This is a genomic window from Clostridium nigeriense (genome assembly GCF_050585245.1).
Classification (GTDB): domain Bacteria; phylum Bacillota; class Clostridia; order Clostridiales; family Clostridiaceae; genus Clostridium; species Clostridium nigeriense_A.
Genome location: NZ_JBNOOF010000041.1, coordinates 1 through 709, shown reverse-complemented (window position 1 = coordinate 709; position 709 = coordinate 1). Strand labels below are relative to the sequence as shown.

At 24.4% G+C, this 709-nt stretch carries 1 tRNA gene; it reads left to right on the top strand.

Features of this window, described 5'->3' with window-relative positions:
- Positions 1 to 76: transfer RNA gene (locus ACQPUY_RS17730), tRNA-Ala, on the top strand.
- Positions 77 to 709 lie beyond the last annotated feature (633 nt).

Sequence of the window (709 nt, the reverse complement as noted above, 5' to 3'; positions counted from 1 at the left end):
GGGGGTATAGCTCAGTTGGGAGAGCACTTGCCTTGCACGCAAGGGGTCAAGGGTTCGAATCCCTTTACCTCCACCAAAGCTACGAGTATATCGTAGCTTTTTTTGTATTTAAAAAAAATTCTTATTAATGTTGAGTTTTCGTATACGTTATAGATATTCTTATATTAGAGGTAGAGTTTAAAATACTATATTGTATTTTAAATCAAATGTAGGAAAAAAATATTTTATGAAGAGAATATATTAAAAGTGTGAGTTATGAGTTTAGAGTATTTTAAGAGTATTAAGTAAGAAAGGTTTTTATGAGATTTGTATACATCTTAGGAGATGCTAATAATAAAGAGCTATGTCACAAAATAAAAATCCACCAGTATATCTGATGGATTTTTGCTTTAAGTATAATAAATTTAATTTAAAATATATTTTTAATATTATATGATAATGAAATTTTATTATTTTATAAAAAATTATTTAATGATGCTTAGAGGAGTAATTAAAGGCATCAATAACTTATCCTAGCGTATCAATAATAGAAAAATAGAGATATAATAAGATAAAAATAGATATAATAAGATAATTTGATATAATAATAAAATATATATAGAAATTATTTTATAAGCATGGTAATATAAATTTCGTCGCTGAGAGATGCGGCAAATAAATTTGAAAATAACTTAAAAAAGTTGTTGACAAATAAAAAAACAAGTGATAA